This is a genomic window from Arthrobacter sp. JCM 19049, from assembly GCF_001310435.1.
The window spans coordinates 1-1,070 of record NZ_BAXF01000638.1; the positions used below are offsets into that span (position 1 = coordinate 1).

The following is a 1,070-nucleotide window of genomic DNA, read 5'->3' on the forward strand; positions in this document are numbered from 1 at the left end:
GACGCCGTGGTCGGGGGAGGTCTCGGTCGGGCTGGCCACCGAGTCGCTGACCCGCACCCTGCTGGTCTCCATTTCCTGGATCATCCTCTTCGCGCTGCTGGCCGCGGTGCTGGCCACCCTGGTTGGCCGGGCGACGGTGCGCCGGCTCAAGCGTGAGACCCTGGGGCTGGAACCGGCGGAAATCGCCCAACTGGTCCGCGACCAGCAGGCCGTGCTCTACGGGGTGACCGACGGGGTGATGGGCCTGGGCAGCGACGGGGTGATCACGGTGCGCAACAAGGCCGCCCGGCAGATGCTCGGGCTGCCGCACCGCACCGAGCTGGCCGACGTGGTGGGCCGTCACTACGCGGCCGCCGGACTGAACGAGCGGCTGGTCACCGCTATCCGGCAGCGCGAACGCACCCCGGTGCGCCTGGAGGTTGGCCAGACCTCGCTGATCGCGCGCATCAATGACGTGGTGCGCGACGGGGTGGACCTGGGCCAGGTGATCCTGCTGCGCGACGTGACGGTGGTCGAGGCGTTGGGCACCAAGCTGGATGCGGTGCAGGACATGGCCGACGCGCTGCGCGCGCAGCGCCACGAATTCGCCAACCGGATGCACGCGGTGCTGGGACTGCTGCACCAGGCAGGATCGACCAGGCCCGCGACTACCTGCGTGAGGTCACCGACTCGGGGCCGGCCATTGTCCCGGTTCAGGGGCTGGAAACCGTCAGCGACCCCTACCTGGCCGCGTTCATTGCGGCCAAGGGGATCAGCGCCCACGAAATGGGAATCGAGCTGCGCATCTCCCCGGACTCAATGCTCTACGCGCCGGTCGCCAGTGCCCACGACGCCCAGGACGTCACCGCGGTCCTTGGAAATATGCTTGATAATGCATTTACTGCTTCACTAGGGCTGAAGGGCCGCGGTGGGTGGAAGTCGACCTATTGTCCGAGGGGAGCACCCTGCACCTGGCGGTAGCCGATTCGGGGGCGGGCATCACCACCGCACAAGACATCTTCAATCCCGCGGTCACCACCGGCAGCCAGCTCGGTGCCGGGCACGGACACGGGGTGGGACTGCCCCTGATC

The 1,070-nt window shown here is 68.5% G+C and carries 1 protein-coding gene; it reads left to right on the forward strand.

Annotation, left to right across the window (positions count from 1 at the left end):
- On the forward strand, window positions 1–892 hold an 892-nt coding region (locus tag JCM19049_RS15150; protein WP_374700332.1), incomplete at its 5' end, for a sensor histidine kinase.
- Window positions 893–1,070 lie beyond the last annotated feature (178 nt).